The organism is Hamadaea sp., from assembly GCF_013362815.1.
GTDB lineage: Bacteria > Actinomycetota > Actinomycetes > Mycobacteriales > Micromonosporaceae > Hamadaea.
The window spans coordinates 77592-103395 of the sequence record NZ_JABFVK010000020.1 but is presented as its reverse complement, the minus strand read 5'-3'; the positions used below and the strand labels follow the sequence as shown (position 1 = coordinate 103395).

27 protein-coding genes are annotated in these 25804 nt (G+C 68.4%); 15 read left to right on the top strand and 12 right to left on the bottom strand.

The genetic code is table 11. The features are described from left to right. Positions 1 to 7: 7 nt before the first annotated feature. Positions 8 to 1231 (bottom strand): serine hydrolase, encoded by a 1224-nt coding sequence (locus HOV77_RS12745; protein WP_290861692.1) that lies wholly within the window; start codon positions 1229 to 1231, stop codon positions 8 to 10. Positions 1232 to 1448: 217 nt separating this feature from the next. Further along, the gene (locus tag HOV77_RS12740; protein ID WP_290861690.1) at positions 1449 to 2267 is read right to left on the bottom strand and encodes a helix-turn-helix transcriptional regulator; all 819 of its coding nucleotides are present in this window, start codon (positions 2265 to 2267) and stop codon (positions 1449 to 1451) included. Positions 2268 to 2369: 102 nt separating this feature from the next. Between HOV77_RS12740 and HOV77_RS12735 the strand changes: the two genes are divergently transcribed. Beyond that, a complete protein-coding gene (locus HOV77_RS12735) occupies positions 2370 to 3134 on the top strand; it encodes an SDR family oxidoreductase (RefSeq protein WP_290861688.1) in 765 nt (254 codons plus the stop codon). On the opposite strand, the gene HOV77_RS12730 is transcribed toward HOV77_RS12735, so the two are convergent. Then, positions 3125 to 3613: an Rrf2 family transcriptional regulator gene (locus tag HOV77_RS12730; protein ID WP_290861686.1), complete on the bottom strand. Its 489-nt coding sequence runs from the start codon at positions 3611 to 3613 to the stop codon at positions 3125 to 3127. The genes HOV77_RS12735 and HOV77_RS12730 overlap by 10 nt on opposite strands. Before the next feature lie 86 nt (positions 3614 to 3699). On the opposite strand from HOV77_RS12730, the gene HOV77_RS12725 reads away from it, so the two are divergent. Then, positions 3700 to 4449 (top strand): SDR family oxidoreductase, encoded by a 750-nt coding sequence (locus HOV77_RS12725; protein ID WP_290861684.1) that lies wholly within the window; start codon positions 3700 to 3702, stop codon positions 4447 to 4449. Positions 4450 to 4458: 9 nt separating this feature from the next. Here HOV77_RS12725 and HOV77_RS12720 read toward each other — a convergent pair whose 3' ends face one another. After that, complete coding sequence (locus HOV77_RS12720) at positions 4459 to 5235, bottom strand: hypothetical protein (protein WP_290861682.1); 777 nt, start codon at positions 5233 to 5235, stop codon at positions 4459 to 4461. A 71-nt stretch (positions 5236 to 5306) separates the two neighbouring features. On the opposite strand from HOV77_RS12720, the gene HOV77_RS12715 reads away from it, so the two are divergent. After that, a complete protein-coding gene (locus HOV77_RS12715) occupies positions 5307 to 5879 on the top strand; it encodes a sigma-70 family RNA polymerase sigma factor (protein ID WP_290861680.1) in 573 nt (190 codons plus the stop codon). Positions 5880 to 5916: 37 nt separating this feature from the next. Here HOV77_RS12715 and HOV77_RS12710 read toward each other — a convergent pair whose 3' ends face one another. Then, the gene (locus tag HOV77_RS12710; protein WP_290861678.1) at positions 5917 to 7014 is read right to left on the bottom strand and encodes a serine hydrolase domain-containing protein; all 1098 of its coding nucleotides are present in this window, start codon (positions 7012 to 7014) and stop codon (positions 5917 to 5919) included. A 70-nt stretch (positions 7015 to 7084) separates the two neighbouring features. Between HOV77_RS12710 and HOV77_RS12705 the strand changes: the two genes are divergently transcribed. From HOV77_RS12705 to HOV77_RS12680, 6 genes are all read left to right on the top strand, one after another. Beyond that, on the top strand, positions 7085 to 7723 hold the full coding sequence (locus tag HOV77_RS12705; RefSeq protein WP_290861676.1) for a TetR/AcrR family transcriptional regulator: 639 nt from the start codon (positions 7085 to 7087) through the stop codon (positions 7721 to 7723). Positions 7724 to 7725: 2 nt separating this feature from the next. Further along, complete coding sequence (locus tag HOV77_RS12700; protein ID WP_290861674.1) at positions 7726 to 8088, top strand: nucleotidyltransferase domain-containing protein; 363 nt, start codon at positions 7726 to 7728, stop codon at positions 8086 to 8088. 9 nt (positions 8089 to 8097) lie between these two features. Further along, on the top strand, positions 8098 to 9009 hold the full coding sequence (locus tag HOV77_RS12695) for an EamA family transporter (RefSeq protein ID WP_290861671.1): 912 nt from the start codon (positions 8098 to 8100) through the stop codon (positions 9007 to 9009). After that, positions 8984 to 9403, top strand: a complete 420-nt coding sequence (locus HOV77_RS12690) for a DUF6086 family protein (protein WP_290861669.1) — start codon at positions 8984 to 8986, stop codon at positions 9401 to 9403. Before HOV77_RS12695 ends, HOV77_RS12690 begins: the two co-directional genes overlap by 26 nt. A 140-nt stretch (positions 9404 to 9543) precedes the next feature. Continuing rightward, complete coding sequence (locus HOV77_RS12685) at positions 9544 to 10620, top strand: hypothetical protein (protein ID WP_290861666.1); 1077 nt, start codon at positions 9544 to 9546, stop codon at positions 10618 to 10620. Between the two features lie 191 nt (positions 10621 to 10811). Beyond that, positions 10812 to 12377: a putative Ig domain-containing protein gene (locus tag HOV77_RS12680; RefSeq protein WP_290861664.1), complete on the top strand. Its 1566-nt coding sequence runs from the start codon at positions 10812 to 10814 to the stop codon at positions 12375 to 12377. A gap of 92 nt (positions 12378 to 12469) precedes the next feature. On the opposite strand, the gene HOV77_RS12675 is transcribed toward HOV77_RS12680, so the two are convergent. Further along, entirely contained in the window at positions 12470 to 14053 is a 1584-nt protein-coding gene (locus HOV77_RS12675) for a cutinase family protein (protein ID WP_290861662.1), read from the bottom strand. Between the two features lie 360 nt (positions 14054 to 14413). Between HOV77_RS12675 and HOV77_RS12670 the strand changes: the two genes are divergently transcribed. From HOV77_RS12670 to HOV77_RS12660, 3 genes are read left to right on the top strand one after another with little or no spacing between them, the layout of a single operon-like run. Then, positions 14414 to 15337, top strand: a complete 924-nt coding sequence (locus tag HOV77_RS12670) for an ATP-binding cassette domain-containing protein (RefSeq protein ID WP_290861661.1) — start codon at positions 14414 to 14416, stop codon at positions 15335 to 15337. Next, complete coding sequence (locus HOV77_RS12665; RefSeq protein ID WP_290861659.1) at positions 15334 to 16845, top strand: ABC transporter permease subunit; 1512 nt, start codon at positions 15334 to 15336, stop codon at positions 16843 to 16845. Before HOV77_RS12670 ends, HOV77_RS12665 begins: the two co-directional genes overlap by 4 nt. Further along, a complete protein-coding gene (locus HOV77_RS12660; protein ID WP_290861657.1) occupies positions 16842 to 17615 on the top strand; it encodes an ABC transporter permease in 774 nt (257 codons plus the stop codon). Before HOV77_RS12665 ends, HOV77_RS12660 begins: the two co-directional genes overlap by 4 nt. 6 nt (positions 17616 to 17621) lie before the next feature. On the opposite strand, the gene HOV77_RS12655 is transcribed toward HOV77_RS12660, so the two are convergent. The 3 genes from HOV77_RS12655 to HOV77_RS12645 are packed head-to-tail and all read right to left on the bottom strand — an operon-like array spanning position 17622 to position 20184. After that, positions 17622 to 17810, bottom strand: a complete 189-nt coding sequence (locus HOV77_RS12655; protein ID WP_290861655.1) for a hypothetical protein — start codon at positions 17808 to 17810, stop codon at positions 17622 to 17624. Between the two features lie 15 nt (positions 17811 to 17825). After that, positions 17826 to 19676, bottom strand: a complete 1851-nt coding sequence (locus HOV77_RS12650) for a hypothetical protein (RefSeq protein WP_290861653.1) — start codon at positions 19674 to 19676, stop codon at positions 17826 to 17828. Between the two features lie 43 nt (positions 19677 to 19719). Then, the gene (locus HOV77_RS12645) at positions 19720 to 20184 is read right to left on the bottom strand and encodes a hypothetical protein (RefSeq protein ID WP_290861651.1); all 465 of its coding nucleotides are present in this window, start codon (positions 20182 to 20184) and stop codon (positions 19720 to 19722) included. A 248-nt stretch (positions 20185 to 20432) separates the two neighbouring features. On the opposite strand from HOV77_RS12645, the gene HOV77_RS12640 reads away from it, so the two are divergent. Next, entirely contained in the window at positions 20433 to 22220 is a 1788-nt protein-coding gene (locus tag HOV77_RS12640) for a cellulose-binding protein (RefSeq protein ID WP_290861649.1), read from the top strand. A gap of 243 nt (positions 22221 to 22463) precedes the next feature. Here HOV77_RS12640 and HOV77_RS12635 read toward each other — a convergent pair whose 3' ends face one another. Beyond that, positions 22464 to 22928 (bottom strand): NUDIX hydrolase, encoded by a 465-nt coding sequence (locus HOV77_RS12635; protein ID WP_290861648.1) that lies wholly within the window; start codon positions 22926 to 22928, stop codon positions 22464 to 22466. Between the two features lie 146 nt (positions 22929 to 23074). On the opposite strand from HOV77_RS12635, the gene HOV77_RS12630 reads away from it, so the two are divergent. Beyond that, the gene (locus tag HOV77_RS12630; protein WP_290861647.1) at positions 23075 to 23692 is read left to right on the top strand and encodes a dihydrofolate reductase family protein; all 618 of its coding nucleotides are present in this window, start codon (positions 23075 to 23077) and stop codon (positions 23690 to 23692) included. 18 nt (positions 23693 to 23710) lie between these two features. Here the strand turns inward: HOV77_RS12630 and HOV77_RS12625 are convergent, their stop codons facing one another. Beyond that, positions 23711 to 24262: a dihydrofolate reductase family protein gene (locus HOV77_RS12625; RefSeq protein ID WP_290861645.1), complete on the bottom strand. Its 552-nt coding sequence runs from the start codon at positions 24260 to 24262 to the stop codon at positions 23711 to 23713. A 103-nt stretch (positions 24263 to 24365) separates the two neighbouring features. Between HOV77_RS12625 and HOV77_RS12620 the strand changes: the two genes are divergently transcribed. Next, on the top strand, positions 24366 to 25283 hold the full coding sequence (locus tag HOV77_RS12620; protein WP_290861643.1) for an aminoglycoside phosphotransferase family protein: 918 nt from the start codon (positions 24366 to 24368) through the stop codon (positions 25281 to 25283). Here the strand turns inward: HOV77_RS12620 and HOV77_RS12615 are convergent. Further along, positions 25280 to 25732 (bottom strand): MarR family transcriptional regulator, encoded by a 453-nt coding sequence (locus HOV77_RS12615; RefSeq protein ID WP_290861641.1) that lies wholly within the window; start codon positions 25730 to 25732, stop codon positions 25280 to 25282. The two genes, HOV77_RS12620 and HOV77_RS12615, sit on opposite strands and share 4 nt — an antisense overlap. Positions 25733 to 25804: the final 72 nt, after the last annotated feature.

The window sequence follows — 25804 nt, the reverse complement described above, 5'->3', positions numbered from 1 at the left end:
GGCGCGGCTAGGCCGACCGCCGGCGGCGGCGCACCCGGAACAGTCCGATCAGGACGGACAAACCGGCGGCCACCGCGACCCCGGCCGCGACCGGGACGGGTGCCCACAGGCTGCCGGACGCGGCCTCGGCGAGCAGCGCACCGGACGGCGAGACGCTGGGCGACGGCGCTGGATGCGCTTCCTCGGGGGTCACGAGGTGGCCGACGGACGCCCCGGTCGGCAGGCTGAATCCCCAGTCGAGGAGGGCGGCGCCCTGCTGCCAGCCGCGCTGCGGACGGGGCTCGGCGCCCATCAGCGTGACGACGAGGCGGCGGCCGTTGCGTTCGGCTGCGCCGACGTAGGTGTGCCGGGCCAGGCTGGTGAAGCCCGTCTTGCCACCGAGAGCCCCGGGGTAGTCGAAGATCAGCTGGTTCTCGTTCTGGATCTGGAAGCCCTTGTACTTCGGCGGCTGCGCGGGGATCTGCGTACGCTGCGTGAGCGCGTACTTGCGGAAGGTCTCGTTGTCGAAGCACACCCGGGCGATCAACGCCAGGTCGTACGCACTGGTGAACTGGCCGACGCCGTCGTAGCCGGACGGGGTCACGGCGTGCGTCTGGAACGCGCCGAGCTTCTCGGCTTCCTCGTTCATCCCCTGTACGCCCGCCGCCACAGTGCCGCCGCCGAGCCGGGCGAGGACGGTCGCGGCGTCGTTGCCGGACTGCAGCAGCAGCCCCAGCCAGAGCGTCTCGACGCTGTACTTGCCGTTCTCGACGAGCCCGACGAGAGAACTGTCCGAGGGCACCTGCGCCAGGTCGTCGTGCGTGACGGTGGCGACCTGCTTAGGGTCGAGTTTGTCCAGATAGGTGGCGGTCAGCAGCAGTTTCTGCACGCTCGCCGGAGTGCCGTACTCGTGCGCGCCGCAAGCGCCGAGCACCTCGCCGGTGTCGAGGTCGGCCACGAGCCAGGAGATCGCGGTGTTCGCGGGCGGGCTCGCCATCCCGGACGGCACCACGAGTCCGGCCGAGGCGAGCTGCTCACCGCCGAGCGCCTGCTGCGTCGGGTTCGCGGCCGGCGGGCTGGGCCGCGGCGGGCGGGAGGTCTTGGGCGCCGCCGCCTTCGGGCACGGAATCGGCGCGCTTGCGCTCGCCGTCGCGCTCGGCTCCGCGAGGGCCGCCGACGGGGCGTTCCAGGGGATCGCCAGGGCGACGGCGGTGAGCGCGACGGTCAGGCCGCGTCCGGCGGAGGAACTCATGGGCCGCAACGGTAGCCGGTCCAGCTCGCCGCCGCACGCAAACCCGGCAGATCGCCAGGCGCCAGCCCGGCGGATCGCCAGGCGCCAGCCCGGCGGATCGCCAGGCGCCAGATCACGGATCCGGGCCGAATCTTGGCCCAAGATTCGGCCGGGATCCCTGATCCAGCGCGGAAGACCCAGCGCGAAGGCGGCGTGGAAAGGCGGCGTGGAAAGGCGGCTAGCGGATGGTGGCCGCCCAACTGCCGAGCAGCCGCAACCGCTCGTCGGTCGGCGAGCCGGCCTCGGCGATGTACGTGACCAGGAGATGGTCGGGGTCGCCGGGCAGTGCGAAGGTCTCGTAGGCCAGGTCGAGGTCGCCCACGACTGCGTGCCGCAGCAGTTTGCGGCCGTGTGTCTTCTCCCGCACCGCGTGCGCCGCCCACAGCTCGCGGAACACCGGGTCGCGCATCGACAGCTTGCCGACCAGTGCGGCGAGCTGCGGGTCACCGGGGTGCAGGCCCGCGTCCCGGCGCAGATAGGCCACCGTCTCCTCGGCCACCGCGGGCCAGTCGCGATAGAAGTCGCGCGCTCTCGGTTCCAAGAAGGTCTGGTACGCCACATTCCGCGGTCCGGTCATGTCGCTGAATCCCGCCACCGCGTCAGCGAGCGGGTTCCAGGCGACGAGATCCATCCGCCGGCCGAGCACGAAGGCCGGGACGGACTCCATCAGCTCCAGCATCCGCCGCAGTTCCGGGCGCAGTTTCGCCGGCTTGGCGGGGGCCGCCGGTTTCGCGGGGCGTACCAGGTTGCGCAGGTGGTCCCGTTCCGTGGCGTCCAGCTGGAGCACCCGGGCGATCGCGTCGAGGACCGCGTCCGAGACGCCGGTGCCCCGGCCCTGTTCCAGCCGGGTGTAGTAGTCGACGCTCACCCCGGCCAGCTGCGCGATCTCCTCCCGCCGCAGCCCCGGTACGCGTCGCCGCCCGAAGTCGGGCAACCCCGCCTCGGCTGGGCTGATCCGGGCGCGGCGGCTTCGCAGGAACTCACCGATCTCTTGCACGCCGCCCAGTCTGCCTGATCCCCGGAAGCTGATCCTGGTACTGCCAGACCTAGGTAAGGCGCAGCCCTGGGTAGGCTCCGCGAACGGTCGCAAGCTTTCGGCATGACTTACTTCGACACGCTGAACAACCGCACCGCCGTCGTCACCGGAGCCGCCAGCGGCATGGGGGCGGCCATCGCCGAACTGCTGGCCGCGTCCGGCGTACGCGTTGCGCTGCTCGCCCGCCGGGCCGACCGGATCGCCGAACTGGCCGAGAAGATCGTGGCCGATGGGGGACAGGCGATCGCGGTCGCCACCGACGTCACCGACACCGAAGCCGTGACCGCTGCCGCCGACGCGGTACGCCGGGCGTACGGGCGAGTGGATCTGGTGGTCAACTCGGCCGGGGTGATGCTGCCGAACCCGATCACCGCCGGGCGCGAGGACGAGTGGCAGCGCATGATCGACACCAACGTGACGGGCGTGCTGCGCGTGATCCGGGCGTTCTCCGGCGACCTGATCGCGGCGGCGGCTGACGGCACGACGGCCGACCTGGTCAACATCTCCTCGATCGGCGCGCACGTGACCTTCCCGGATTACGCCGTCTACGGCGCGACCAAGGCAGCGCTGACGCATCTGTCGGCCGGACTGCGTACGGAGTTGGGGCCGAAGGACGTCCGGGTCACCAACATCGAGCCCGGGCTGACCGACACCGAACTGGGCCGCCATATCGACAATCCGGCCCTGTCCGAGCAGCTCGGCGGTATGTTCGAGGTTCTGGGTGGGCTGTCGGCCGGGGAGATCGCCGACCTGGTCGCGTACGCCGTGAGCCGTCCCCGGCACGTCAACCTCCGGCAGCTGGTGATCCTGCCGACGCGTCAGGCCTGACTCGCTTGGGCGGTCAGCCAGGCACCGACGCGGGGGAGTGCCTGGGGGCCGCTGTCCTGGTCGACGTCCGCCACGAGATCGGCGATCGTCGTCGCCCGCAGGGCCGCCCGCCACGCGTGGTCGGCCCGGAGCATGGCCCGGTGCACCGGGCAGAGTCTCGTGCACTGCTCGGCCGGGGTGGCAAGCGGGCCACGCTGCCGGATCTCGGTGCAGTGGAAGGTCGACCCCGGTCCGTCGACCGCCTCGACGACGTCGAGGAGAGTGATCTCGGCCGCGGGCCTGGTCAGCCGGTAGCCGCCCGCGTGGCCCTGGACGGACTGGACGATTCCGGCCCGGGAGAGGGCTTGGAGCTGTTTGGCGAGGTAACTGCTGGAGACGTCGTGAAGCTCGGCCAGCTGGGTCACGGGGACCGGAGACCGCGCGGTGGTGAGCACCACACAGCAGTGCAGGGCCCATTCGACGCCGCCGCTCAGTTTCATGCGCCCATGCTACTTGACTCGGATCAATTGTGTCCGAGTAGTATCTCGGATAGAAGTTGTCCGAGTAAGACTCGTGGAGGTTCGTCATGAAGGTCGTCGTCATCGGGGGCACCGGACTCATCGGATCGCAGGTCGTCGGCCTGCTGCGAGACCAAGGCCACGAGGCCGTCGCGGCCTCGCCGTCGTCCGGCGTCGACAGCACGACCGGTGAAGGCCTGGCTGACGCCCTGGCCGGGGCGCAGGTCGTCGTGGACGTCACCAATCCGCCCGTGTTCACGCCGGACGGGGTGATGGCGTTCTTCACGAGCTCCGGCCGCAACTTGGCCGAGGCCGAGCTGGCCGCCGGGGTCGGCCACCACGTCGCGCTGTCGATCGTCGGCCTCGACCGGGCCGGTGCCGACGCCTTCTACTTGAAGGCCAAAGTCGCGCAGGAGAAGCAGATCCGCGACTCCGGAGTGCCGTTCACGATCGTCCGCGCCACGCAGTTCTTCGAGTTCTTGAAGGGCATCGCCGACTCCGCGACCGTCGGCGACGAGGTCCGGGTCACCTCGAAGACGCTCCAGCCGCTCGCGGCGGCCGAAGTCGCGGCCTTCGTGGCCGAGGTCGCGATCAACGAGCCCGTCGACGACGTGGTCGAGATCGCCGGGCCTGAGCGCATTCCGCTGTCGGAGGCCGTGCGCCGCCGGCTCGAGGCGCTTGGTGACCCGCGCAAGGTCGTCGACGACGACAGCGCGCCCTACTTCGGCGACGTGATCGCCGACGACACCCTGGTGCCGGGGGACGAGCCGCACCGCACGGGAAAGATCACCTTCGCCGAGTGGCTCGCGTCGCAGTGATCCACCCCGTTAGGCGGCTCGCCGCTGCTGCGCGGTCACCTGCTGTCGGTACGCCATCCGCACCGGCAGCGGGTGCACTGTCGCCAGCGGCCCGTCCGCGTGCCCGTCCTCGGTCGTCCCGTCCGACGGGAGCCGCCACGGCGTCGGCTTGCGGTCGCCGGGCGGTTCGCCGAACCCACGCCGGTTCAGCACCAGGAGCAGGGCGTACCCGACGAGGACGAAGCCGTGCGACAAGATCCGGCTGACCTCGACCCGGCCGATGATGGCGTCGTTGACGGTGAGCAGCGTCAAGACCGCGACGAAGGCGGTCATCACCGGCAGGAGCCCGCCGGGACGCGTACGCCGCCAGGCCAGCCAAGCCAGCGCCGCCCCGATGGCGACGTTCCAGGCGGCCGACTCGTGCCACAAGTGGCCGGAGGAGACGGCGGCCACCACGGGGTCGTGGGAGTGCTGGCCACCCGCGGCGAGGGTGCTGATCTGGGCGACGCCGAGCAGGAACTGGGCGAGACCCACGCACAGTAGCGCCAGCCGGAGGACCCCGGGCAGCCGCGAGCGCCGAGGTGCGGCGGCGAGAATGGCGGCCATCGCCTCGGCTCCGAGGTCCCGGGTCGGCAGTGCGTTCGCCGTACGCGTCAACCGGCCGAGCCGGCTGACCCGCTCCCACCAGTCGGCGCAGGCGTCGCACCCGGCCAGGTGCCGGTCGGCCTCGACGTCGGGCGCAGAAGCGCCATCCATCGATGCCGACAGATGATCTCGAGTACGCTCACAGGCCGGTGCCACTCCCATGGCATACATTGTCGCCGTGCTCACGTGGTTGGTTCCCGGCGTGCTCAGGTTCACCGGTTACCCTGGCGGGCGTGCCTGACGACGACGCTCACCTGACCGAGCTGGCGCTCGCCGCCCGAGCCGGTGACCAGCACGCCGTCGCTCAGTTCGTCGCACGTACGCAGCGCGACGTCCTCCGGTTCGTCTCGTATCTGACCAATTCGGCAGAGGCCGAAGACCTCGCCCAGGAGACGTTCATCCGGGCGATGAAGGCCCTTCCGTCGTTCGAGGCGAGGTCCCCGGCCCGGACGTGGCTGCTGGCCATCGCCCGGCACACCGTCTTCGACCATCTGCGGGCCCAGTCCCGCCGCCCGCGCGCCGCCGCCGTCGAGGACTGGACGGTGGTGGCCGACCTCACCCAGGCCGGAGCCGGCGCCCGGTTCGACGAGCAGGTCATGCTGCGACATCTGATCGCTGGCTTGGACGACGACCGCCGGGAGGCTTTCGTCGCCACCCAGATCCTCGGCCTCTCCTACGAGCAGGCGGCCGACGTGCTCGGCTGCCCGGTCGGCACGATCCGCTCCCGGGTCGCCCGCGCCCGCGACGATCTCGCCGCCGCGCTCACCGACGACGGCGGTCGTCGCCGGGGCTTGCGCGCCGTCTGAACAAAGCGCGCCGTCTGAACAAAAACGCTCGGAGCGCTTACCCAAGCGCCCGGACGAGCGTCGCGATGAGCTGGTCGTTCTCTGGTGCCGCCCCGCCGATGGAGAAGCGCCGCCGGGTGTAGCTGTAGGCGAGACCGCTGTCCGGATCGGCGAAGGACTGAGCTCCGATCGCTCCACTGTGGCCGAACGCGCGCCGTCCCAGGGACGGGTACCGTACGCCGGCCGCCTCGAAGCCGAGCAGGAAATGGTCCGGTTCGCCGGTCACCAGGTCGGTCCCCGGAGTATGCAGCCGGGTCACCTCGGCCAGCGTCGCCTCGGTCAACAGCGGTGGACGTCCGTCGATCTCGCCGATGGCGGCGGCGTACATCTTCGCCAGTCCGCGTGCGTTGCCGACTCCGCCCGATGAGGCCGGGCCCAATTCGCGTACGCGTCGGGTGTTCGCGAACTCCACGAGGTCGGTCGGGTTGGGGGCGTGCAGATTGAACGCGATGCCCATCAGGCTCTGCGGATCGACCTCCGATCGAGTGAGTGCCGGTTGCACCGGGCGGTAGCGCGGCTCTTCACTCTCGGGGAGCCCGAGATAGAAGTCCAGCCCATAAGGGAGGCGTACGCGGTCGTCGTAGATCTCCTGAAGACGCCGTCCGGTAGTGCGCCGGACGACTTCGCCGACCAGCGCGCCGATAACGAACGCGTGATACCCGTACGCACTCCCGGGTTCCCAGAACGGCTTCTGCTCGGCCAGCCGAGCGGCGATCACCGTGTCGTCGGCGAGTTCGGCACTGGTGAATCCGCCGTCGACCCCTATCAGCCCGGACTGGTGGCTCACCAGTTGCCGGAGGGTCAGCGACTCGACCGGAAACTCCGGCCAGTACGCCGTGACGGGCCGATCCAGGTCGAGCGCGCCGTCCTGGACGAGCAGAGCGACCACAAGGTGAGCCGCCCCCTTGGCGGAGGAGTAGAGCCCGGTGAGGTCGTCGTGGTCCATCCCGGCGGCGAGGTCGACCACCATCCGGTCGCCGTGGTACGCGACCAGTTGGGCGCCCAGCCCCGGTTCTGCCGCGACGACTTTGAAGAACTCCGTACGCACCGACCCGAGGCCGGGGGCGACGTAACCGGCAGCGATGTAATCAGCCATGTCGCGAACTGTACAGCACAGTTCATATGAACTCAACAGTACAGTTCAGTTTCCTGCTACGCTGACCGGCGTGGCGACCGAGACTCCCCGAGACCTCACCGGCGACCGCGCGGCCCGCAAGCGGCGGGCGATCGTGGCGGCGGCCCGGACCGCGTTCGTCCGCGATGGGTTCGACGCCGGGATGGACGCGATCGCCGCCGAAGCGGGCGTCTCCAAGGTCACCGTCTACAACCACTACGGCAGCAAGGAAACGCTGTTCATGGCGGTAGTCGGCGACGCGCTTGAGGAGGCGCTCGCGGAGGCGATCGCGGGCACCGCCGAGCGGCTGGCCGCCTCCGACGATCTGCGTACCGCGTTGAAGTGGACGGCGCAGGCCTGGGTCGCGAGCATGACCAGGCCGGACATGGTCGCGCTGCGTCACCTCGTCGTCAGCGAGGTCCGCCGGTTCCCCCAGCTGGGCACGGCCTGGCGTGAGCACGGTCCCGATCGCGCCCGCCCCGCGCTCGCCGCCGCGTTCCAGCGCTTGACCGGCGCCGGGCGGCTGGCGGTCACCGACATCGACGTGGCGATCCTCCAGCTCTACGCGCTGGTGCTCTATCCGCACCTCGTGCACAGCGCGTACGGCGCGTCCATCGATGCCCCGACGGCCGAACGACTCGTCGACTCGGGCGTCGACATGTTCCTCACCTACTACCGGTACCGTGAATGATCATGGAAGACCTGTCCCCGATCGCCGACCGGCTCGCCGAAATTCCCGGGGTGGTCGCGGTGGCGCTGGGCGGCAGCCGGGCCCGCGGTACCCACCGTCCCGACTCCGACATCGATCTCGGGCTCTATTACCGCGGGTCGCTCGCCGTCGATCAGTTGCGTGCCGTTGCTTCGGATTTGACTGGTACGCCGACAGAAGTGACCGAGCCCGGAGGATGGGGTCCCTGGGTGAACGGCGGCGGTTGGCTGACCGTCGACGGGTGGCGGGTCGACTGGATCTATCGCGACCTCGACCGCGTCCGCCGGATCACCGACGAAGTGCGCGCCGGTAAGATCGCCGAAGTACGCACCATCGTTTCCACGTAGAGTGATCTTATGGCCGCCGGCCGGGCCGCCCTGACCAGCTTCGTCGCGTGCGCGGTGCTGGCGGGCGGAAACGGAGTCGGCATCCGGTTCAGCAACCGCGAGCTGGCTCCGCTGTGGGGCGCGACCGTCCGCTTTGGGACGGCGGCGGTGTTGCTCGCGATCGCGATGCTGGTCCTGCGACTGCCGATGCCGCGCGGCCGGGAGTGGAGCGGGACGGTCGTTTACGGCCTGCTGAACTTCGCCGCCGCATTCGGGCTCGGCTACTACGCGTTGCAGTATCTGCACGCGGGCTTCGGCCAGACATTGCTCGCCCTCGTGCCGCTCGTGACGCTGCTTCTGTCGGTTGTGGAGGGACAAGAGCGGCTGCGCCCGATCGCGGTTTTCGGCACACTACTCGCCGCAACAGGTGTGGCGATTCTGTCGCGTGCGCAGATCACCGGAGCGATTCCCCTGGTCGCGCTGTTGGCGGCACTGGGCTGTACCGCGTGCTTCGCTCAGGCGGCGGTCTTGGGGCATCGGCTGCCATCGGCTCATCCCGTGACGACGAACGCCGTCGCCATGGCGGTCGGAGCGCTCGCCCTGTTCGCCGCGTCGCTCGTCGCCGGCGAACCGCGTACGCTGCCGCAGCGCACGGAGACTTGGCTGGCCCTGGCGTTCTTGGTGATCGTGGGTTCGATCGGAGTCTTCGGGCTCTATCTGATCGTGCTGCGGGCGTGGCCCGCGTCCCGCGCCGCGTACATCTTCGTGATCACGCCGTTCGTCACGGTGGCCCTGTCGGCCTGGCTCGACCAGGAACGCGTCGGCTGGCCGCTCGCGGCGGGCGGGCTGCTCATCTTGGCCGGGGTCTACTTCGGAGTACTCCGCCAGACGCCTGCACCGGTGTCATCATCACGGGATGAGTCAGTACTTCCGGACCGGTGACCGCTACCTCTGGAACCCGTCGAACCGAGTCGGACGGCTGTTCGCCCAGCTCACCGAGACCTTCTCAGCGGTCGGCGGACTTCCGGCGGGGCTGCAGGACACTGGCGCGGACGAGTACATGATCGACCTTCCGGTCTTCGCGGCGTTCATCGACAACCTCACTCGGCAGTACCTCGGCTCCAGCCATGCGATCCTGCGCTCGCTGCAGGAGGGCTACCTCGTCACCGCGCTGGTCCTCGTCGACCGGGCGGGCGGTCAAGTCGCGGCGCTGTCGGAGCCGATCGGCCTCGATCCTCGTGACCTGTCCGTCGGCGCGGACGGAGTGAGCCCGCTCGGCGACGTGGCTCGGCTCCGGGAACTGGCGGCCGAGAACTCGCGGTCGATGCCCCGCTGAGAGCTGTCGAGTTGGCGACGTCATAGTTGGACCGCTCGGCGCGAGCCGGAATACTCGCCCGTCGGCCTACGATGCGGCACGTCGAACACCGGAGGTAAGCCGTGAACCGTGGCGTGCGTGCGGCGATAGGAACAGGAGCCGTGGTCGCGACCGTGCTCGTGGGTGCTGTCACGAATCTCCTCACGGGACTTGCGAAGGCCGAGTGGGTTGGGCGATTCCTGGTCCCCCTGATCGTCGGCGGTGCGCTCGCCGTGGCGTTCCTCGTGTTCGCTGGCATACGCGACGGCCATCGCGCGGCGACGGGCGCCGACTCGCTTCGGTTCACGACGGCTGCGACCGGGAACCCCGGCAACGGTGTGATGTACCTGATGGCCGTTTCCCAAACGGGCGGCCTGCTCATGTCTACCTATCAGGAACCGGGCAGGTGGTCGACCTGGCAGGATCTGAGGCCGCCGACCCGGCCGCGAGATGTCGCCGCCTCCGTCCCGCAGATCGACCGGTTGGAGGTGTCATACGTCGACGACATCGGCCAAGTGTGGACGACGAACCTGACGCCCACTGATGAGACGCCCAAATGGACCAGGCTTCCCACCGCGACGACGGTCGGACGCGCGATCAAACTGTCCGCGTTGAGCAACGGCCTTGGACACGGCGAGATCTTCATCGTCGGCGAATACGGCGGCGTCGCGCACATCTGGCACGGCCGAGGCGGGATGTGGGCGGCCGAGTGGGGAAAGATGAAGCCGCCTGGGCCTGGGCGGGACATCGCTGCGTCTGTGCCTGTCAATGGCCTGATGGAGATCTTCGTGGTCGCGGCAGGTGAGCGGATCCTGAACCGCTGGTACCGGAACGACCCGGAATGGTGGCGAACCTGGGGCGAAGGATACGGTCACGGGCTGCCGCACTCCTGCGTCGCAATCGACGTCCTCAACGGCTGGCCGAACCATCACGAGATATTCGTCGTCCGCTCAGACGGCGGTATCAGCCATCGCGACCATTGGCAGGGTGCTGACCCTAAGCCCTGGCGTGACCTCGACGCTCCAGTTGAAATGGCGGATGTCACGGCCGGAATCACCAGCGACGGACATCTGGAAGTCGTTGCGATCAGCCGAGCTGGCGAGCTCTGGCAGAGGTCGTACTCCGATGCTTCGAACTGGACGGAGTGGCGGTCACTCGAGATCGGCCGCGCCGCCGTCAGCGCGTACGCGCAGCGCTGACAGGTCTATCGCCATCTCTTGATCTCGGCGCTCGCCCCGGGGCATTTGCCAGCAGGACCACCCGGCCCGGAAGCTCGTGTTCCCCGGCCACGGAGCCGGCGTGGGAGCCAATCTTGATTCACGGTCTTCACTGAATGAGGCGGAGTCCATAGACTCTCGGCGATACATCCCCTCATCCGGATGGAGTTCTCATGCTCAGACGACTCGCCATCACAATTGGCGCGACCGTCCTCGGTGCCGCCACCCTGGCCGGACCGACCCCCGCCGCCGCCGACACCCTGCAGGCGGCCAGCCTGACCGCGACCATCGCACTCAGCAACTGCTCGGCGTCCCTCGTCCGGTATCCCACCTCGGTGGACACCGACCGGGCGCTGATGCTCACCAACGGCCACTGCTACGAGGGTGGTATGCCCGGCGCGGGCGTGGTTCTGACGAACCGCAGCAGCACGCGTTCCGGGACGCTGCTCAGCTCGACCGGCAGCAGCCTGGGCACCGTTCGCGCCGACATGATGCTGTACGCGACGATGACCAACACCGACGTCACGCTCTACCGGCTGAACACCACGTACGCGTCGATCAAGACGAGTTATGGGGTCACCGCGCTGACCATCTCGGCGTCGCACCCAGTCAACGGCAGCAGCATGTTCATCCCGTCGAGCTACTGGAAGCAGATCTGGAACTGCTCGATCAACGGCTTCGTCGGCACTCTCCGCGAAGACGCGTGGACGTTCCACGACTCGATCCGCTACAGCACGGGCTGCAACACCACGCACGGCACCTCGGGGTCGCCGATCGTAGACCTGAACTCCAACCAGATCGTCGGCATCAACAACACCGGCAACGACGACGGCCAGATGTGCACGCTCAACAACCCGTGTGAGGTCGATCCCGACGGCACGACGCATGCGTACCAGGGACAGAGCTACGGCCAGGAGACGTACTGGTTCACCACCTGCCTGACCTCGACGAACGCCATCGACCTGAACAAGGCCGGCTGTCTGCTGCCGGGCGGCACCCCGCCCACCGGCAACACGGTGACCGTCACGAACCCGGGGAACAAGAGCGCCACCACCGGCACGCCGTTCAGCCTGCAGATCCAGGCCACCGACTCCGACAGCAGCCAGACCCTGACCTACAGCGCCACCGGTCTGCCGGCGGGTCTGACCATCAACGGCTCCACGGGTCTCATCACTGGTACGCCGACAACGGTGCAGACGTCGTCGGTGACCGTCACCGCCAAGGACGCGACGAACGCCAGCGGTTCCGCGACGTTCGGCATCGCGGTCGGTTCGCCCGGCGGATCCTGCTCCGGCCAGCTCCTCGGCAACGCCGGCTTCGAGACGGGATCGGCCTCACCGTGGACCTCGTCGTCGGGCGTAGTGGACAACAGCTCCAGCGAGGCTGCGCATACCGGCTCGTGGAAGGCTTGGCTCGACGGTTACGGCAGTACGCATACCGACACGTTGCAGCAGGCCGTCTCGATTCCGGCGGGCTGCCACGCGACGCTGACCTACTGGCTGCACATCGACACGGCGGAGACGACCACGTCGACGCAGTACGACAAGCTCACGGTCACGGTCAACGGCACCAGCGTGGCTGCGTATTCCAACCTGAACAAGGCCAGCGGCTACACCCTGCGCACGATCGACATCTCCGCGTACGCCGGGACCACCGCGACTCTGAAGTTCACCGGAACTGAGGACGCTTCGTTGCAGACGTCGTTCGTCATCGACGATACGGCGATCACCCTGTCCTAAGGGGAACGTCCGGACCGGCCGACGTCCCCGGTCGGTCCGGACGTGTTCGGGTCCGTGCGGTCGGGCGGGAGGGCTCGCCCGGTCCGCCGGGATCAGTGCCGGTTCGAACTCGGCCCGGTCCACACGGAGGACCGTGCGCCCGGGGACGCGGGAACGAACGTTCGGCGTTGCTTCGAGTCGGTCTGCTGCACCAGTGTGGCAGGGTTGCCGCTGAGGAAGTACGCGATGTTGCTCGCCACGGATGGCATCGTGGTCATGTCGCCGAACGTCGTTTGTGCCCAGTTCACGTCCATGACGATGGCAAGGCGGCCGCCGCCCACGACGTCGAACTCGTCCCATAGCCCGATCGTCCCGTAACCGGGGGTGGTTGTCGGGTCCGAGCGGGTGAGCAGATTGGCCGAGCCGATATTGGTGGGGTTGATGGTGCCGGCCACCACGCCGGTGAACGTCGTCAGGCGGTTCGGTGTGAACGCGGCGCTGGCAACGGCGGAGGGGTTGACCGCTAGCACGTCGTATCCCTCGGGGCCGAACGTCAAGCCACCGACGGTGACCACGAGACGATCGAAGATGTTCTTGACGCCATCGTTGGCCGACGGTGACGAGCAGCATCCGTTCCACTCGCCGGTGAGGAAGAGGCTTCCGCCGTTGCGGGCGAACGCAACCAGTTGGGCTACTTGCGCGTCGTCGGGCACGTCGAGGACGCCGTAATGCCAGACCTGGCCGTAGGGGCTGAGATCGGCCGGCAGCGTACTGGAGGTGCTCACTTGATAGCCCGCGCCGGTCAGCGCGTTGACGAGGTTGGTCATACCGCTTGAGTCGTTGTCGGTGGGGTCGTTGTCGCCGTAGATCAAGACCTTGCTCTTCGGCCCGATCGCGGGGGGCGGTGGGCCGAGCGTTCGCCATCGGGAGATGAGGAAGTTCCCGGCGAGCGTGGTGTAGGTCAGACTGGTCTGCGGCAGCGTCAGGTCAGGGTAGTGGATGTGAGCGCAGCCGTCAGGGTTCGTCTTGCAGCCGATCGCGCCGTCAGCCCAGTTGCAGATGGGGTCGTCCTTGACGCAGTAGCTGCGGACCTTCTGCGTCTCCTTGATCTGATTCTTCTTGTAACCGAACGAGGTCGCGACCCCGTTCTTCTTCGGGTTGTAGGTGCCGACTGCGACCGGGTCGCCTTGATGTCCGTAGAAGCGCGGATCGCCGAGTAGCGTGACGCCGCCGATGCGTCCTCTCGGTGCCGTGCCCAGCGTCTCGTAGACGTCGGCGATGACCTGTGCGCCCTGGCTGTAGCCGATGAGATACAAGTACGTCGTCTTGGCGCACGGCCCGGCCAGGAAGTCGGCGATGTAATTGGAGAGGGAGATCTTGCCCGCGCTGATGCTCTTGGCGTACTCGGCGGGATATTGCAGTCCGCCGTAGAGCACGCCGACGGCGGGGTAGTCGATCGGATGGATCGTCGTGCCCGGTACGACGTCCTGGATCCGCTGGGCGACCGCGCGTACGGTGCGTCCGAAGCCGTCGTAGTCGTTCTGGGTCTCGCCGGATCCGCGTACGCCGACGACCTGCATCGTGGGGCAGCTCGCCGCGGCGACCGGTGTGGCCGCGCTCAATGTCAGACAGGCGCCCGATATGGAGACCGCGACGGCGATGGCCGTCGCCCGCCGTCGCCACCGGGTTGGCGTCATCCGTGATGGTTTCATCGTCCCTCCTCGTCGGTGTCGGCGGCGCGTCACGACCGCCGCCCAGGACGTTACGAGGAGTGATGCCAATGACACTGTCGGTCGCTTGGGCGGGGTTGAATGCCGTGTTTCCGCCGGTTCTTGGTGGGCGGTCGAGTCGCCGACCCCGAGCGTTCACGTCGCGCGGACGAGCGGGTTAATCCCTGTTTGGCGGGCATGAGCGGAAACGAGAGCGACGTATGACCGCTAAGGAGTGCGGTTTCACCCGATCGTGGCCGTCGTCAGACCCGAACTCGGTGTGGCCTAACAAGCGCATAACAGCGCCGGTTCGGATCGTGTTACCGGCCGATCCGTAGAACTGCCCTCATGACAGTTCAGAACATCGTCGTCGACGGCCTGCGCAAACGGTTCGGCTCGAAGCAGGCCCTGGACGGCATGAGCTTCACCGTCGACGCCGGGCGGGTGACCGGGTTCATCGGCCCGAACGGCGCGGGGAAGTCCACCACGATGCGAGTCGTGCTGGGCCTCGACCGGCCCGACGGCGGGACCGCGCTCGTCGGCGGCCACCCTTACCGGACGCTGCCGCGCCCGCTGACCGAGCTTGGCTCGCTGCTGGACGCGTCCGCCTTGCAGCCGAGCCGGACCGCCCGTAATCACCTGCTGTGGCTCGCGCACTCCCAGGGTCTCGGCGTACGCCGAGTGGACGAGGTGATCGAGCTGACCGGGCTCGGCAGTGCGGCCCGGCGACGCGCGGGCGGCTTCTCGCTCGGGATGCGCCAGCGGCTCGGCATCGCCGCCGCGCTGCTCGGCGATCCGCGTACGCTCATGCTCGACGAGCCGTTCAACGGCATGGACCCCGAAGGCATCATCTGGATGCGGGGTTTCCTGCGCGAGCTGGCTCAGCAGGGCCGGGCCGTTCTCGTCTCCAGTCACTTGATGAGCGAGCTGCAGGACACCGCCGATCACGTCGTGGTCGCCGGCCGGGGTCGGGTGCTCGCCGACACGACCGTCGCCCAACTGCGCGCGACGATATCGGACGGGCGGGTCAGCGTACGCACCGACGACCCGAACGCGGCGGCAGCGCTCATTGCGGCCGGAGCTGCCGTCGTGGCGACCGAGCCGGGCACGCTCAGCGTCACTGGACTGCCAGCACCGGCCATCGTCGCCGCGCTGAACGCCCGTCAAGTGGTGTTCTCCGAGGTGACCGCGCATCGGGCCACCCTGGAGGAGGCGTACCTCGAACTGACCCGCGACGCCGTCGAGTACCGCGCCGGGGAGGTGGCCCGATGAGCTACCTCCGCGCCGAATGGACCAAGTTCCGCACCGTACGCGGCTGGGTGCTGGCCATGATCGTGGCGTCGGCCGCGATCGTCGGCCTCGGGATCATGCCGGGGATGCAGGGTACCTGCGGAGACGACTGCGGGCTGCCGACCGGGCCGGGTGGCGAAGAAGTCACCGACGCCTTCACCTTCCTGCATCAGTCGCTGACCGGCGACGGGACCATCACCGCCCAGCTGACCTCGCTGACCGGAATCCTCCCGGCCGACCCCGATCCGAGCGCCGAGGAGTCTCGCGGCACGGGGCCGAGCGCGGCGAACGGAACCGCCTCCGGCCGCCCCGGTCTCGTTCCCTGGGCCAAGGCGGGCATCCTGCTCAAGGACGGCACCCGGCCGGGTTCGGCCTACGCGGCCGTCATGCTGACCGGCGCGCACGGCGTACGCCTGCAGTACGACTACACGCATGACTTGGCCGGACCGAAAGCCACGCAGCCGCAATGGTTGCGGCTCACGCGTACCGGTGACGCCGTCAAGGCGGAGGTCTCCGCCGACGGGTCTACCTGGGACACCGTCGGCACCGCCGAGCTGACCGGGTTGCCCGCCACCGTCGAGATCGGACTGTTCGCCACCTCGCCGCAGTACTCCGCTGCGACCAGCGGCGCGTTCGGGATCTCCGGCGCGTTCGGCGGCCCGACCCAGGCGACCGGCGTCTTCGAGAACGTGTCCGTCACCGGTACGGCCACCGGAAGCTGGCACGGCGAGAAGGTCGGCGGGGCGGACGACGTCGCCAGCGGAACGTCACAAGAGAACGCGCGGTTCACCGTCACCGGAAGCGGCGACATCGCACCTGCCGTCGCCGGAGCCTCCGGGTTGGGCGTCACCATCACGCAAACCCTCGTCGGCAGCTTCGCCGGGCTGATCGTCGTGGTCGTCGTCGGCACCATGTTCATCACCGCCGAATACCGGCGGGGCCTTGTGCGTACCACTATGGCGGCGAATCCCCGGCGTGGCCGCGTCTTGGCCGCGAAGGCCGTGGTGATCGGTGCCGTCACCTTCGTGACAAGCTTGCCGGGCGTGGCGGCCGTCGTGCTGATCGGGCAGAAAGTGTTGCGCGCCAACGGTGTCTACGTGCACGCGGTGTCCGCGGCGATCGAGACGCAGGTGATCGTCGGAACCGCCGCGGTGCTGGCGGTTTCCGCGGTTCTCGCGATGGCCCTGGGCATGATCGTGCGGCATAGCGCGGCCGCCGTCACGACGGCGATCGTCTCGATCGTGCTGCCCTACCTGCTCGCTATGACGGTGCTGCCCGCTGGAGCCGGGCAATGGCTGCTGCGCCTCACCCCGGCCGCCGCCTTCGCCGTGCAGCAGAGCACACCGGAGTACGCGCAAGTCGACAACATCTACACACCGATCAACGGGTACTTCCCGTTGCCGCCCTGGGCCGGGTTCGCCGTGTTGTGCGGTTGGGCCGCGATCGCGCTGGCCGCCGCGACGCTACTGGTTCGCAGGAGGGACGTATGACCGTCGCACTGCGCGCGGAGTGGACGAAGCTGCGGACTTCACCCGGCACGGCGTGGCTGCTCCTGGCGATCGTCGCGCTGACGATCGGGGTCGGTGCGGCGGCCGCCGCCACCATCACCTGCGGAGCCGCCGGCTGCCCGGAGGACCCGGCGAAGATCAGTCTCACCGGCGTACAGCTCGGCCAGGCGCTCGTGGTGATCCTGGCCGTATCGAGCATCAGCGGCGAGCACGCGACCGGCATGCTGCGGGTGAGTCTGTCCGCCGTGCCGAACCGGCTGCGGCTGCTGACGGCCAAGGCGCTCGTGGTGACAGGTGCCATCGGCGCGGCCGGGCTCGTCGCTGTGGCAGGCTCGTTCGCCGCCGGCCGCCTCCTGCTGCCCGGCAGCGGGTTCACCGAGGCCCACGGCTTCGAGCGCCTGTCGCTGTCCGAGGCCGCCGTGCTCCGCGCCACCGCCGGCTCCGTGCTCTACCTCGTTCTGATAGCTCTGGTCGCGCTGGGTTTGTCCACAGTGGTACGCGAAACGGCCGCATCGATCGGTCTGTTGCTGGCGCTGCTCTACCTGATTCCACTGCTGACCCAGGCGGTCTCCAGTCCCAGCTGGAAACGGCATCTGCAACAGATCACGCCGACAGCCGGATTGTCGATCCAGGCGACGACGAAGTTGTCCTCCTTGCCGCTGACACCTTGGCAGGGGGTGGGCGTACTGGGGTGCTGGGCGGTCGGCTCACTAGTGCTCGCCGCGGTCGTGCTGCATCGTCGGGATGTCTGACCACGGCTACTGGCTGGGCTTGCGCAGGCCCAGCCAGATCAGCACCAGGCCAACGACGGCCACGATCGGGCCGATCACCGCCCACATCGACTCGCCGGTCATGCTGCTGCCGCCGAGCACGCCGACACCCTGCAGCGTCCACGTCGCGCCGGACAGCACCAGCAGGACGCCCAGAATCAGCCAGACCCATCGCATACGTCGACGCTACGCTCAGCTGCGCGCCAGCACCACGATCCGGTCCGCCTCGGCCAAGGTGATCGCCTCGCCCTTGTCGGGATTCAGGCGTACGCCGAAAGTCGGGGCCTGATCGGTCAGGTCGTGCCGGCGGTAGCCGAAGGCGGTCTCGCCCCGGCGGATCGCCGCCTCGATGACGGTGGCGAACGTCGTCTCCACCCCGGGCTGGACGTACTCGTCGACGGGCTTGAGGTAGATGTCCGCCCCGCCCGGTTCGAAGAGCTCGGCGAAGACCGCGCTCAGGTGACCGTTGCGGGCCAGCTGCGTCAACAAGAGGCTGATCATCTTCTGGCTCACGACGAAGTCGTCCGCCCGGGTCACCTGGGCCAGCCGCCGGTTCGCGTCGTCGTTCAGCTCGCCGACGATCGCGTACGCCGCACCGCCGCGCTCTTTGATGTCCCGCAGGTGCAGCAGGGTCACGAGGCTGCGGGCGTCGGACTGCGCCGCGTCGAGCTCGTCGTCGGCCAGCACGATGACGTGCTCGTAGCTCGCCGGGTTGAGCGCCTCCAGGGCCCGCCGGTTCGTCGGATCGCAGCGGGAGGTGCTGACCGCCAAGTGGCGTACGCCGTCCACAGTGGTGTCGGCGTCGAGCCGGGTGGCCGCGACGTGCAACGTCGAGCCTTCGGTGAGGTAGCGGTCGAGCAGCCGCACGATCGTCGGCCCGCGGTCGTTCCAGCCGAGGACGAGGGTGTCGTCGGCGGCCGCCCGGCTCTTGCCGTTGTCGCTGATGCTCTCCGTCTTCGCCGAGTACGCCTGCGGCGCGAGCCGGATCGCCGACCGGTTCTCGGCCAGCTGGATCAGCTCGTCCCCGTCCTGGAGAACCGTCGTGGCCTCCGGGTTCACCTCGACCCGGCCGTCGTTGTGGCGTACGCCGACGACCGTGCTGTTCGCGTACCACTGGAGAATCGCGGCATAGGTCTGCCCGGACAGTGACGGTTCGGCGAGCATGTGGAGCTCGACGCCCTCGAAGCCGAGCAGGTCGGTGCAGACGGCGGACAGGCCGGGATGCCGCCGCGACTGGACGAGCAGGCGCGCGGTGATGTCCTCGGCGTCGATGATCGTGACGCCGGCGCCGCCCGCGAGCGTGGCGGCGGGCATGTTGCCGGTGTCGCGGATGACCGCGACCGACGGCGGCCGGCCCTTGGGCCAGTCGAGCTGGCGTAGCGCGAGCAGGGACTTGACCACCTGGATGTCGGGGCTGTCACCGGCCGGCGACGGCATCATCACGACGCGTGCCTCTTCCGGGCGCACGATCCGCAGATCGGCGGGATCAGCCGGATTCCCGGTACGGCAGACGAACCGGACGTCGCCCGCGTCGCCCACCTTGTCGCGCAGCTCGTCCTCCATCGCGACCTTGTCCCGGTCGGCGAGGATGGCGACGGTCGTACGGCCGGACTCCGACAGCGACAGCTCGCGGATGATCGTGGGCAGCTGGTCGGACCAGCCGAGGATCACGGTGTGCCCGCGCTCGATCACCTGCGACCGGCCCTTGCGCAGCTCGGCGAGCCGGTCGGACAGACCGGTCGTCAGTACGCCCACCAGCGCCGACAGGATGAAGATGCCGCCCACGGTCGCGACGAACATCAGCGCGACGTAGAGATGCCTGTCCTCGTTGTCGCCACCGATGGTGCCCGCGTCCAGGGCGTGCAGGAAGTTCTTCCAGAGTGCGTCACCCGGTCCGTCCACATCAGACGGAGTGAAGACCAGCATGATGCCACTCAGCACGACGACCAACCCGACGGTCGCCAAGCCGAGGAGGCCGGTGAGCGCCGGGGTGCCCCGGGACATCAGGTTGTCGAACCAATAGCGCAGCCGGGCCGAAATCACGGATGCATGCTGCCACCTCGGGCGTACTCGGCGATAGCCGGTGTCAGTGGAGGGACAGCTTCAGCACCATCAGGACTATTCCGAACAACCCGGCCGATGCGGTCACGACGACGAGTGGCCAGCCGGTCATCTGTCGCCGCCGCCCGGCGATGAAGCCCATGAGGAACAGCCACAACACGGTGAACGACATCGCGATCGTCAGCGCCGTCGGGGTGTCCGCGCCGAGCAGGGCCGCCACGACGAGGACGATCAGCGGGGCGTACGACGCCCGGATCATCGGCAGTCCCTCGCTGAGCGAATGGCGGATGTCGGCCCTGGTCAGCCGATGGCCCAGCGTGTACGCGCCCAGCAGATCGGCGTACCGCTCGGCGAGCCAGTAGACGAACACCGTGACGAGGACCAGCACCACCACGGTGACGACGGAGTCCTGCGGCGCGGCCGCCATGACCGAGCCGCTGATGATCGTGCCGTAGATCGCGGCCGCCTGGTGGCGGTGGGTTTCCTCCACGCTCCCCATTCTGGGGCGGCCGCCCGGGCGCTTTAGGAGGATTTTCATGATCAGCGGAAGTTTCGCGGTGTTACAACCCCACGAAAACTCCGTTGATCATGGGAGTATCCAGCCTGCAACAAACCTGCAAACGCATAATCTTGAATTTCGGAAAGCGCTTTCCCTACGCTGGCCATGTATTTCCATCCATACGAGCCAGCACCGGAAAGGCAACGGAGATGCGCCCACTACTCCGATGGAAGCTCCCCATGGCGGCGGTCATGGGGACCCTCGCCGCAGCCGCAACCGTCGTTATCGGACTGTCGAGCCCGGCCGTCGCGGCCACCCTGTTCAGTGACGACTTCAACGACGGCAACGCCAGCGGCTGGACCACCAGCGGCGGCACCTGGTCGGTCGTGACCGACGGCACGCCCGCGTACCAGCAGGGCGGCACCAGCTCCGACGCCCGGGCCCGGGCGGGCACGAGCAGCTGGACCAACTACACGGTGACCGCGAAGGTGAAGCCGACCGCGATCAACGGCAGCAACCGGTTCGTCGCGGTGCTCGCCCGAGTCCAGTCGTCGACCAGCTACTACTACCTCGCGTTGCGCAGCAACAACACGGTCGAGCTGAAGAAACTGGTCAGCGGATCTTCGACGACGCTGGCCACCGGGTCGGTGACGTTCACGCTGAACACGACGTACACGCTGAGCCTGCAGGTCTCCGGCAGCACGCTGAAGGGGACGGTCAACGGCGGCAGCACGCTGACGGCCACCGACACCCAGTACGCCAGCGGCCAGATCGGCGTCGCGACCTTCTACGCCAGCGCCCGGTTCGACGACGTCGTAGTGACCGACTCGGCCGGCCCGTCGCCGAGTGCGTCCACCAGCAGCCCGACCAGCAGCCCGAGCAGCAGCCCGAGTTCAAGCCCGAGCTCAAGTCCGAGCGCCAGCCCGAGTACGAGCCCGACGACGGGCGCGCTCTATGTCTCGCCGAGTGGCACCGACAGTGCCGCGGGTACGCAGTCCAACCCGACGACGCTCACCTCGGCCCTCGGCCGGATCGCCGCGGGCGGCACCATCTACATGCGAGGCGGCACCTACAACTACTCGTCGACGGTGACGATCGCCCCCGCCAACAGCGGAACCTCCAGCGCCCGGAAGACGCTCTCGGCGTACCCGGGGGAGACGCCGGTGCTCAACTTCTCGGCACAGGCGGAAGATCCGGCCAACCGCGGGCTGGCGCTGAACGGCAACTACTGGCACCTCTACGGCCTCGTCGTCGAGCGCGCCGGTGACAACGGCATCTTCGTCGGCGGCAGCAACAACATCGTCGAGCGTACGGTGACCCGCTTCAACCACGACACCGGTCTGCAGCTGTCCCGGATCGCCTCGGACACCCCGCAGTCGCAGTGGCCGGCGAACAACCTGATCCTTAGCGCCGAATCGCACGACAACGCCGACTCCGACGGTGAGGACGCCGACGGCTTCGCCGCCAAGCTCACGGTCGGCTCGGGCAACGTCTTCCGGTACGCCGTCTCCCACAACAACATCGACGACGGCTGGGACCTCTACACGAAGACCGACACCGGCCCGATCGGCGTGGTGACCATCGAGGACTCGCTGTCCTACAACAACGGCACGCTCAGCGACGGCAGCCAGGCCGGGGCGGGCGACCGCAACGGCTACAAGCTCGGCGGCGAAGACATCGCGGTGAACCACATCGTGCGGCGCAGCATCGCGTACCACAACGGCAAGCACGGCTTCACCTACAACAGCAACCCCGGCTCGCTGTCGATCTCGAACAACGTGAGCGTCGACAACGGCGAGCGCAACTTCAACTTCGACGCCGGCACCTCGGTGTTCCGCAACAACACGTCGTGCCGGTTCAGCAGCGGCACGAACGACCGGATCATCGGCGACGCGGACAGCTCGAACCAGTTCTGGAGCGGCACCAACGGCTCCCGCTGCACCACCTACAGCGGCGCCCTGGGCTGGTCGTACGCCTCGGACGGCCGCCTCGTGGTGACCTTCCACGGCGTGGTCGTCACGCTGTAACACCTGCAACGGTGAGGGCGGCGATGCTCCGGGCGTCCCGAAGCACGCCGCCCCCTTGGTCTCACCTACCATGCGCTGATCAACGACCGCGTTGATCATGTGCCTTGGATCTGCGATCTGAGGTCCGATTCGAAGATCATGTGCCCGTGGTCAGCGAAAAACGGGCTCTCAGCGCTGATGGCCGGCACTTGATCTTCGAAAACGACCTCTCGACGCTGATCACGGGCACATGATCAAGGGCAGTCACCGCGTTCTCAGCGGCAGCGCGACGGTGAGGGCGGCGATGCTCCGGGCGTCCCGAAGCACGCCGCCCGCCATGGCTTCGGCCAGCTCCGCGATCGGCAGCGGCACGAGCTCGATATCCGCCTCGTCGGGATCGCCCGGTGGGCGCTCCGCGAGCTCGGTCAGGTCCGTGGCTCGGAAGACGTGCATCCGCTGACTCATCCAGCCCGGCGCGGAGAAAAGGCACGCGACGAACTCGCAGGTCCCCGCGCCGAAGCCGGTCTCCTCGGCCAGCTCCGCGTGCGCCTGGTCGCGCGGTTCGACCCCGGCCGGGATCTTGCCCATCGGCACCTGCAGCACCCGCTCGCCGACCGCGGGCCGATACTCGCGGATCAACAGCACATCGGGTCCGCGCACGGCCACGATCGCCACGACGTCCGGAGTCGACTGGTACGCCGGACGCACTGCCCCGGTCCCGTCACTCATCGGGCAGGCCCCGGGATAGCTCAGCTTTCACGCCGAAGAAGCCCATGGTGAAGCTGATATTAGCGGTAACCGGCGAAACCCGGCTTGGCAATGTCGATCAAGAAATGGAAAGGTAGTGGTTTTTCGTGCTGAAGAGGAGATGACTGATGACCGAACGTACGGGTCGCCGTAGGGTTGTCGCAAACCTGGCCATCACGATGGACGGCTACTACCAGGGTCCAGGGGGCCGCGGCGACTTGGCGGCCATGCGTGACTACGTTCCCTTCGCCGAAGCCGGATACGAGCAGATCGCCACCACGATCCAGACTGCGACGACGGCCGTGCTCGGCCGCGTCAACGCGGAAGGGTTCCTCAGCTACTGGCCCACCACGATCGACGACGAGACCGTCGACCCGCGCGACCGGGCGTACGCGAGGTGGCTGGTCGGCGCAGAGAAGGTCGTGCTGTCGAGTTCGCTGAAAGAGTCACCGTGGGAGGGTGTCCGGATCGTCGACGCGCCGGCCCCAGACGTGATCGCGGAGCTGAAAACCACGGGCGAGGGCGACATCTTCGTCAACCACAGCGCGAGCGTCATCAAGGCCCTGCTGGCGGCCGACGCGATCGACCGGCTGAACCTCGTCATCGCTCCTGTGATCAGTGGTGATGGTTCACGGCTGTTCGTGGAGGGCCTGCCCGGGTCGAGGTGGACGCTGCAGCACCACTTCGCAGGCGATCCAGCGGGCACGCTCGCCCTTACCTACGACCGTCAGCGGGATCTGTCTTGAACTAATCCCTCCGAGCCGTCAGGCGCGCTCGTATTGGTTCACGACGATGCGGCCATCGGCCACGGTCGAGTTCACGAGCCGGAGGTTCAGCCGCTCGGCCGGACGGGCGAAGAGCGGACGGCCGCCACCGAGGACGACGGGGTGGACGGCGACGTGGTACTCGTCGATGAGGCCGTGCCAAGTCAGCGCCTCGGCGGCTCCGACACCGCCGGTGAGCAGGATGTCGCGGCCATCCTGCGCCTTGAGATCGGCGACTTCGGCCGCTTCCATGACGGCGGAGGTCCATTCGTCTCCGGCGTACGAGCGGGACAGGACGATCTTCGGGGTCGCCCGCCAGAACGGCGCGAACCTCGTCACGTGGGGGTTGTCGGAGATCTGCTCGGCGTTGGGCCAGAAGCCCGCCATCATGCTCCAGACCACCCGCCCGAACAGCAGGGTGTCGACGCGGGCGTCCAACCCGTCCGAGTACGCCCACAGCTCCGGCCCCAAGACGGGCCAGTCGAACTCGCCGTTCGGCCCGTCCACGAACCCGTCGACGGAGGTGTGCACCCAGTAGATGACCTTGCGCATGATCGGCTCCTTCCAGCCTTCATTGTTCGCTTCCGAGCCTGGGTCGGAGCGCGATCGGCGTTCTCTACATCCCGTCGCCGAAACTTCTGGAAAAATCCGCCGGGTGAGCGACACCCCCATGCTCGGCGACCCTCCCGTACGCGTCTCGGTCGAAACCGACCTCGTCCACCGGCTGGTGGCCGACCAGTTTCCGCAGTGGGCGTACCTGCCGGTTCGTCCGGTGGCCGACGGCGGCTGGGACAATTGGACCTTCCATCTCGGCTCGGAGATGTCGGTCCGGATGCCCAGCGCCGCGGAGTACGCCTTGGCCGTCCCGAAGGAACACCGCTGGTTGCCCGAACTCGCCCCGAAGCTGCCGCTGCCCATCCCGGTGCCGCTGGCCCAGGGTGTACCGACGTCGGAGTACCCGTACGCGTGGTCGGTCTATCCGTGGCTGGCGGGGGAGCCGGCCACCCGCGACCGCATCGCCGATCCCGTCAAGTTCGCCCTCGACCTCGCGGAGTTCCTGGGCGCGCTGCGCGATGTCGATCCCACCGACGGGCCGGGTCCCGGGGTCCACAACTGGTATCGGGGCGGCCCGCTACGCACGTACGCCGGATTGGCCGACAACGCGTTGGCGGCGCTGACCGGATATCTCGACGTCGACCGGGCGCGCCGGATCTGGCAGAGCACGCTGGAGATCCCGTGGGATGGGGTCCCGATCTGGTTCCACGGCGATGTCGCTCGCGGCAATCTTCTGCTCGACCAGGGCCGACTGGCCGCCGTCATCGACTTCGGGACCTGCGGCGTCGGCGATCCGGCCTGCGATCTCGCGGTCGCGTGGACCTTGCTGACCGCCGAAGGCCGGGCGGCATTCCGCGCCCGGCTGGCTGTCGACGACGCGACGTGGCAGCGCGGACGCGGTTGGGCGCTGTGGAAGATGCTCACCACCTGCGCATACGGCCTGGACGAGGCCGATGATCCGGACGAGTCGACGCTCGAAGCCCGGCGCGCGCTGGACGAGATCCTCGCGGAGGACTAGTCCCGGCGGAGGGCGAGCGCCTCACCGGCGGGCTGTCCGTCGACCAGCGTACGCAGAAAGCCGACGACCGTGGCGATCTCGCGAGCTGATCCGGCGGACTGGAGCATGCGGTGCAGTTCGTCCTCGATCCCGGCGACCTTGCGGGCCAGTCGTTTGCCGGTTGGGGTCAGGGAGAGCTCGACCTGCCGCCGATCCTGCTCACCCGGTACGCGATCCACCAACCCGGAGCTGACCAGCCGGTCGACGAGGCGGCTGGGGTTGGTGCCGCTCTCGCAGACGAGCAGCTCGCCGAGGCCGGAGAGGGTCAGCGGCTGCCGATCTTCCAGCAGGCGCAGCACTTCGGCCTGCGCCGGAGTGATGCCGAGCGGGCGGAGAGCCTGGCCGAGCCGTCGGTTGCCCTCACGCTGAGCAGCCAGGATGAGATAACGGAGCTCTTCGACGGGTGTCACGGCATTAGATTACACGACACATGATTGTGAGGACCATCTCATCCTCGGACCAATACATGACACGACATCTAG

Coding starts and splice junctions, on each gene's coding strand:
- HOV77_RS12720 (WP_290861682.1), bottom strand. CDS start 5,235: ATGGGAGTGGCACCGGCCTGTGAGCGTACTCGAGATCATCTGTCGGCA.
- HOV77_RS12735 (WP_290861688.1), top strand. CDS start 2,370: ATGACTTACTTCGACACGCTGAACAACCGCACCGCCGTCGTCACCGGA.
- HOV77_RS12745 (WP_290861692.1), bottom strand. CDS start 1,231: ATGAGTTCCTCCGCCGGACGCGGCCTGACCGTCGCGCTCACCGCCGTC.
- HOV77_RS12630 (WP_290861647.1), top strand. CDS start 23,075: ATGACCGAACGTACGGGTCGCCGTAGGGTTGTCGCAAACCTGGCCATC.
- HOV77_RS12635 (WP_290861648.1), bottom strand. CDS start 22,928: ATGAGTGACGGGACCGGGGCAGTGCGTCCGGCGTACCAGTCGACTCCG.
- HOV77_RS12700 (WP_290861674.1), top strand. CDS start 7,726: ATGGAAGACCTGTCCCCGATCGCCGACCGGCTCGCCGAAATTCCCGGG.
- HOV77_RS12690 (WP_290861669.1), top strand. CDS start 8,984: ATGAGTCAGTACTTCCGGACCGGTGACCGCTACCTCTGGAACCCGTCG.
- HOV77_RS12695 (WP_290861671.1), top strand. CDS start 8,098: ATGGCCGCCGGCCGGGCCGCCCTGACCAGCTTCGTCGCGTGCGCGGTG.
- HOV77_RS12640 (WP_290861649.1), top strand. CDS start 20,433: ATGGCGGCGGTCATGGGGACCCTCGCCGCAGCCGCAACCGTCGTTATC.
- HOV77_RS12730 (WP_290861686.1), bottom strand. CDS start 3,613: ATGAAACTGAGCGGCGGCGTCGAATGGGCCCTGCACTGCTGTGTGGTG.
- HOV77_RS12670 (WP_290861661.1), top strand. CDS start 14,414: ATGACAGTTCAGAACATCGTCGTCGACGGCCTGCGCAAACGGTTCGGC.
- HOV77_RS12625 (WP_290861645.1), bottom strand. CDS start 24,262: ATGCGCAAGGTCATCTACTGGGTGCACACCTCCGTCGACGGGTTCGTG.
- HOV77_RS12655 (WP_290861655.1), bottom strand. CDS start 17,810: ATGCGATGGGTCTGGCTGATTCTGGGCGTCCTGCTGGTGCTGTCCGGC.
- HOV77_RS12665 (WP_290861659.1), top strand. CDS start 15,334: ATGAGCTACCTCCGCGCCGAATGGACCAAGTTCCGCACCGTACGCGGC.
- HOV77_RS12660 (WP_290861657.1), top strand. CDS start 16,842: ATGACCGTCGCACTGCGCGCGGAGTGGACGAAGCTGCGGACTTCACCC.
- HOV77_RS12675 (WP_290861662.1), bottom strand. CDS start 14,053: ATGACGCCAACCCGGTGGCGACGGCGGGCGACGGCCATCGCCGTCGCG.
- HOV77_RS12725 (WP_290861684.1), top strand. CDS start 3,700: ATGAAGGTCGTCGTCATCGGGGGCACCGGACTCATCGGATCGCAGGTC.
- HOV77_RS12680 (WP_290861664.1), top strand. CDS start 10,812: ATGCTCAGACGACTCGCCATCACAATTGGCGCGACCGTCCTCGGTGCC.
- HOV77_RS12710 (WP_290861678.1), bottom strand. CDS start 7,014: ATGGCTGATTACATCGCTGCCGGTTACGTCGCCCCCGGCCTCGGGTCG.